This is a genomic window from Acinetobacter sp. V2, from assembly GCF_001188385.1.
GTDB classification, from domain to species: Bacteria; Pseudomonadota; Gammaproteobacteria; order Pseudomonadales; family Moraxellaceae; genus Acinetobacter; species Acinetobacter oleivorans.
Genome location: NZ_JZFB01000001.1, coordinates 377,913 through 384,413, shown reverse-complemented (window position 1 = coordinate 384,413; position 6,501 = coordinate 377,913). Strand labels below are relative to the sequence as shown.

The window sequence follows — 6,501 nt, the reverse complement described above, 5'->3', positions numbered from 1 at the left end:
TGCACATCTAGCACATGTCAGCAATACAACTGGTATCTTAATTTACGCATGTTTAATCATTATATTTGCAACAATTGGATATCGTTTAATTCATTTGGTAGGCAAAGTAGCTAGTATTATTGGTTTGATCGCTTTTGTGATTATTTTGACTCAAATTTTAGCCCTTTCTGATTTTTCTGAACTCTTAGCAGTACGTCATTTCAGTTGGTCTTCATTTTTGTTAGCAGTTTCACTTTCTGCTTCTTGGCAAATTTCTTTTGGGCCTTATGTTGCAGACTACTCCCGTTACCTTCCAACTAAAACATCTTCATCTCGTGTATTTTGGGCCGTTGGCTTAGGTTCTCTATTGGGTTCACAAATTTCTATGGGCCTAGGTGTTTTGATTGCTCAGGTTGCAAACGGTAATTTTGTCGGAAATGAAGTTCAATATGTTGTGGGTATGAACCCAATTGCCCTCATCGTGATCTTTTTATATTTTAGTATCGCTTTTGGCAAAGTTACTCTGACAACCTTAAATGCTTACGGTAGTTTTATGTGCATTGCTACGGTTTGGAATAGTTTCAAATCGACAAATCAAATCTCAAAAATAACAAGATTACTCATTGTCCTTGCTATGGTTGTGATTTCGACTTTTATTGCAATTATAGGTGAACATACTTTTTTAAGTGCTTTTAAAGCATTTATTTTGTTTTTACTTACCTTCTTTATTCCATGGAGTGCTATTAATCTGGTTGATTACTACTTTATCTCTAAAGAAGAATGCGATGTAGATGCGCTCTATGATCCAAATGGCAAGTATGGCCGTTGGAATCGTATTGGTATCACCTGCTACTTTCTCGGTATTTTGATCCAACTACCCTTTATTGATAGTAAATTTTATACGGGACAAATTGCTGCAATGTTAGGAGGGATCGACTTATCATGGCTGGCAGGACTGATTTCTACAGCAGTGATTTATTATATTTTCGCCAAGAAAGCTCAACTTAAGTTTTCAAAGCAGTTAGTCATTGATCAAATCAAATAATTAAACTAGAGATAAGCTATCAAAGTCACACACCTTGATAGCTTATTAAGCTGATTTAGTGACTATTCTTGCAATGCTTTAGCTTGTGCCGAAACAGGCAATCCAAATAACTTATCAAAGCTCCAATTAAATATAAAAGTATAGATAGGAATAATGATAATAAAAGCCACATCTAACCAAAAAGCAGCAATCAGAGAAATATCCATCCACCATGCAATAAGAGGAATCAAAAATAGAACTAAGGTAAGCTGGAAACCAATAGCATGTCCAACTCTACGCTTAACTGTACGAACATTACTGCTTTGTCTAGCCTCCCACTTCTCATATAAAATATTGTAGATAAAATTCCAAGTTACAGCGATGGTCGTAATCATGACAGAGAGTGGTCCTGTATGTTCAACACTATCACCTGCCAAAATCGCTAAACCTACTGATGAAATAATCATTCCAATGACTTCATAAGAAGAAACATAGACTATTCGACGCTTTACACCTTGCATAACAGGCAAACTCTAATTAATTCTTTATATTTTAATTTCAGTCAAAATCATATATAAAGTTAATAGCTTTCAGTTTTACTGATATCAAAATGAATTTTAACAGCGAAAATATTGAACTCTTTATTACTGTACTAGATACAGGATCTTTCTCTGCGGCCGCCCGTAAACTAAATCGAGTTCCTTCAGCAGTAAGTATGGCTGTTGCTAATCTAGAAGCAGAATTGGGTTACACCTTATTTGAACGTACTCCACGTAAGGTCATTCCTACACCTACCGCATTAGCTTTGGAACCTCAAGCACGAATTATTTCGGAACAACTTAGACTATTTAGTACTCATGCCCATGAACTTTCTTTAGGGCTAGAGAGTAAGTTACGTATTGGTGTGGTCTCAGACGTAAATACAAAACTATTATTTTCTTCAATAAAAAAGTTAGCTGATAAATTCCCCTTACTAAATATAGAGGTTATTACCGCACCTCAAGATGACATTCTTAATTTACTTTATAGGGAAGAAATTAGTCTTTGCTTAGCTGGTTCAGACCTCAATATAAAAATGCGTGAGAATCTGCAATTAGTAATGACTGAAACAGTCGTTGCTACTATCTCGTCTAGTCATCCTCTTCTACAAGAAAAAACAAAACATTTTTCTATTGAAGAGTTAATCAATATTAGACAAATTGTAGTGGCGAGTAGCGACCATGAAATGACTGATTCTCGATCAATTATTGGTGCTATGTACTGGAAAACGAATAGTCTACAAACAGCAATTAATATGGTTGAAGCAGGACTCGGTTGGGGAAATTTCCCGTTATCATTAGTACAAGAAAAAATTGCACAAGGTCATTTAGTTCTTTTAGATTTTAAAAATACTAAAAATCATTTACCTCTATCCATTTACTTAATTTGGCTTCAAGACCGCCCCTTATCTAAAGCGGCTCGAGAACTCATTCAGATTATTCAAGAAAATTTATAATTTCTTATACTGTAGCTCTGAGCACACATGATCTTTCTATAGTTTTATTTCTAATTATATACTTACTTTTAAAATTCAGATTATTGCTCCTTCCTATTTTCTCTACATTACAAAAAGCAAGAAGCCTACTTAAAAAAGCAGGCTTCTTACTGTATTTCAGGACTAAGCAATAGTTTTTTATTTTGGGAAAATACATTTGTACTTTATTAAAACCTAGCATTTTAGTCAAGAATAAATTCAATAAAATACAATCATTTGTATTGAGCGTGAAAGTAATCACACTTTAAGTTTTGTATAGAAAACACATGAAAAAAAGAAAGAAGTTTCAATTAAAAATTTCCAATTCTCCCACTGAAAAGTTCTAATTTTTTAATAAAATCAGATAAAGGTCTTAATTTTAAGAGGCTCACTTTGCTCCCTTATTTTTTGTATTTCGTCGTTAAAACTTATGGAATTTTTTTCCTATGCGCTAAACAAAATTAATTTCATAAATATTATCTTTGTACTCTTATTTTTTTGAAAATTGATTAGAATTTTGGATTCACCTTACTCAAAAAATTAAACAATTTCACTAGATTTATTACAGTAACTATTAGACTGCAAAGAATAATCCTCATTAAAATGATATAGAATTGACTATGATAAGAGTACATCATTCTATAAATAGGATTTTATAAAGTTGTACGTTTTCTAGATATTCTAGTGTAGATAAAATATTTCTTAAATTAAGTTTATTTAGAATATTCTATAGTCATTATTGAACAAATATTTATAAATTATGTGTAAGACATAAAAGTATAAATTATGTTTGTAAACTTTTTTGAAAAACCATTTTTGCTCATATTTTAAGCAATATTCAATCAATCTGAAATTTGATTATTTTTTAAACAAAATATGTTTTAAAAGAATTAACTATTCGAACGGATAATTAACTAAAACCCAATCACTATAAACTTCTGACTGGCATAAGTTCTAATTGATCGATAAATAACTAAGTTCACTTTACTCATGAGCTACTCATACGCTAGAATCACTCTCGCTCGTAATATTTAACCCAAATAACACAATATTTTTTAGGTCTAGTATGTGCCTAGTTTAGAAAATGACTTGTGTTTGATTAAAAAATTGATTAGTATTGCACGCACTGAAAGGCCTTGAGATTTAAAGCTTTTCTGACTTATAGGGCCTATAGCTCAGTTGGTTAGAGCAGCGGACTCATAATCCGTTGGTCCCGTGTTCAAGTCACGGTGGGCCCACCAAATTCAAACCTCATAAACTAAAAAGTTTATGGGGTTTTTTAATGCTTATCTAAATAGAATTCGTTTTACCGTTATAAACAATATTCAAAATTTTATTATCAAAATGTAAATTTTATTTTATCTTAAAATTTTAACTGCTTTAAAATACGTTTTTCTAAACTTAATACTTCTATTTCTTCTATTAAGCTAAGATTCTCTTCCGCATAAGTTCTGTATGTTCTAATTGAGCATCCCAAAATTTTTCCCATAAATCACAATACTCTAAGCATAACTTTTCGATATAGTTATAATCTTCTTCTGTACAAGCTTGCATTAAGACATACCATAAGTCTTCTTCATGATCATCATCTGCGGCTTCGGCACTTTCATCTTCAGAAATACCATGCACATGATAATAACCACCACCCTCTACTTCTAAACCTACAGCTTTGGTCGCTTTACGTAACGGTGGACTATAAAGAATCACCTCTTCTTCTGCGACTGCTAATAAGGCTGAAACAGCTTTATAGTCATCATAAGCATTTTCTAAAAACACTCTAACTTGATTTGCAATTTCAGTCGGCTGATAAGTCAGACGATCTTGTTCTGTAATACCAAAATCATTTAATACGTCTTCAAATAAAGGATAGTGAGCATATTCAGGATTTCCCTGATAATAACCATCTTTGTCTAAACCTGGACGAAATCCAAACTCATCAAAAATATTTAGGCTCAAAAGAAAGCGCGGAAACATTTTTGCACCGGCATGCAATCTTGGCTCTAGTTGTTTAGTTTGAAATTGGGCTATGAGCACTGCATCAGTAAAAGTTTGTACAATTGCATGGCGATATTCTAAGTGTATTTTTTTTAAATTTTCTTTATTAATTTCTCCGTTGTTTAAAATATCAATTGCAGGATGATGTGACACCGGATGTTTAGCAATTTTTTCTCTTAATTGGGTCAAAAAGTCTGAATTTTTTTCCCATAGTTCAGTAGAAATGCTTTGCTTCATCCCTGCGAGTGCTTTCTTTCTAGGATTATTAAAATTCTCAAATTTCTTAGGCATATCTACTCTCATTAAACTTATTGAAGCCTGATCGATTTTTACATATTTTATTATAAAAACAATGACTTAAATTAATATTTAAATATGTTCCCTTATCAATCCATATTAGAATTAAAATCGTACGAAATCAAATAGAAAATTAAAAAAAACTTATGTTAATGATTATCATTATCACAATATCAACTTGAATCCAATCCCTTTTTTTATTATGATCATTAATATTAAAATTTTAATTTTTTCGATTAAGTTATAATTAGTTCTAACTATATGGAATAGTAATGTCAAAAAAAGAAGATATTATAAATACTGCTTTAAATTTATTTAATCAGATTGGCTACAATGCAACTGGTGTTGACCGTATTATTGCTGAATCTAATGTTGCAAAGATGACCTTTTATAAATATTTTCCTTCAAAAGAAAATTTAATTATGGAGTGTTTGCAACATAGAAACTTAAATATTCAAAATTCAATTAATGAACAATTAAATTTACGTCAAGATGCTAACCCGCTTGAGAAAATTCATATTATTTTTAATTGGTATATTGAATGGATCAATAGCGAAACATTTAATGGTTGCTTATTTAAAAAAGCATTTATTGAAGTATCTAAACAATATACTTCAATTCGTGAACCATTTTATGAGTATACGAAGTGGTTAACTCATTTACTCCAAGACCAGCTCACTCAATTAGGTATTGAAAACCCTACTCCCCTTACTTATATCATTATTTCTATTATTGATGGGATGATTATTGATGGAACAACAGATAAAAAACTAATTAACGCTGAAAAAATTTGGCAGTATATTGAGTTTTTAATTAATGAAGAAATACCTCAACAGGTTTCTTAATTTTAAAATTATCTAAGTTTATTATGTTTAAAGAAAAATAAAAAAAACTTTTTAAATCTTCAAGCTTAGATAATCTTCATTTTTAATTGGCTACTTTAGCTTTCATAATTTTTCTAGGCTTTTTTACAAACTCATATTAGAATCCTGCAAATTTATCACCTTGCACTGATCTATGAAAAAATTTCTAGCTAACTCTATCTTTAAAGCTGCTGGTTGGACCTATAATGTAGATCCCGAAATTCTTGAAAAAAAACAAGTTATTATTGGATTTGAACATACCTCAAATCTAGATGCAGTGCTCTCTATTGCTCTCTTCCAAATTTTAGACATTAAGATTCATACTTTAATAAAGAAAGAACTTTTTAAGGGTCCTCTTAAACCATTTTTAGAAAAACTTGGTGGTATTCCCGTTGACCGCAAAGCGAGTAAAGATATTGTTTCTCAAATGGTTGAACAATTTCAAACTCATGAAACTTTTAACTTGGTGATTGCTCCTGAAGCTACTCGTGCGAAAGATGGCTCAGAACGCAAACCTATCCGTACAGGTTTTTGGCATATTGCGAAAGCCGCTAATGTTCCAATTGTACTCATGTATGCCAATGCTCGAAGCAAACAAGGCGGGATTCTAGGTAAAATTTACCCAACAGATTTACAAAAAGATTTGGAAACGATTAAAGAGCTATATGCGCAATTTGACATAGATGTCAAAATTAACTAGATCAAATTGGATTTGATTTGGCCTGATCTCACTCATTAGGCCTTAAGGTTATTATTCTTATTCAATTGGCTAACAAAACGCAGGGCAACAGTTTTCAACAAAACCAAGCCTATGCTAATATTCCAGCACT

General features: G+C 31.5%; 6 protein-coding genes and 1 tRNA gene. 5 read left to right on the top strand and 2 right to left on the bottom strand.

All coding sequences use genetic code 11. From position 1 onward, the window contains the following. On the top strand, positions 1–1,024 hold a 1,024-nt coding region (locus UC75_RS01755; RefSeq protein ID WP_228137016.1), incomplete at its 5' end, for a purine-cytosine permease family protein. A 62-nt stretch (positions 1,025–1,086) separates the two neighbouring features. Here UC75_RS01755 and UC75_RS01750 read toward each other — a convergent pair. Then, on the bottom strand, positions 1,087–1,524 hold the full coding sequence (locus UC75_RS01750) for a PACE efflux transporter (RefSeq protein ID WP_049836489.1): 438 nt from the start codon (positions 1,522–1,524) through the stop codon (positions 1,087–1,089). An 89-nt stretch (positions 1,525–1,613) separates the two neighbouring features. On the opposite strand from UC75_RS01750, the gene UC75_RS01745 reads away from it, so the two are divergent. After that, a complete protein-coding gene (locus tag UC75_RS01745) occupies positions 1,614–2,498 on the top strand; it encodes a LysR family transcriptional regulator (RefSeq protein ID WP_049836488.1) in 885 nt (294 codons plus the stop codon). A gap of 1,182 nt (positions 2,499–3,680) precedes the next feature. Next, a tRNA-Ile gene (locus UC75_RS01740) sits at positions 3,681–3,757 on the top strand. Between the two features lie 181 nt (positions 3,758–3,938). Here the strand turns inward: UC75_RS01740 and UC75_RS01735 are convergent. Further along, positions 3,939–4,802 carry an iron-containing redox enzyme family protein gene (locus tag UC75_RS01735; RefSeq protein WP_049836487.1) on the bottom strand — a complete coding sequence of 288 codons (864 nt, stop codon included), beginning with the start codon at positions 4,800–4,802 and terminating at the stop codon, positions 3,939–3,941. A 278-nt stretch (positions 4,803–5,080) separates the two neighbouring features. Between UC75_RS01735 and UC75_RS01730 the strand changes: the two genes are divergently transcribed. Further along, a complete protein-coding gene (locus tag UC75_RS01730) occupies positions 5,081–5,653 on the top strand; it encodes a TetR/AcrR family transcriptional regulator (protein WP_049836486.1) in 573 nt (190 codons plus the stop codon). Positions 5,654–5,825: 172 nt separating this feature from the next. Beyond that, complete coding sequence (locus UC75_RS01725) at positions 5,826–6,371, top strand: 1-acyl-sn-glycerol-3-phosphate acyltransferase (RefSeq protein ID WP_049836485.1); 546 nt, start codon at positions 5,826–5,828, stop codon at positions 6,369–6,371. The last annotated feature ends 130 nt before the right edge of the window (positions 6,372–6,501 follow it).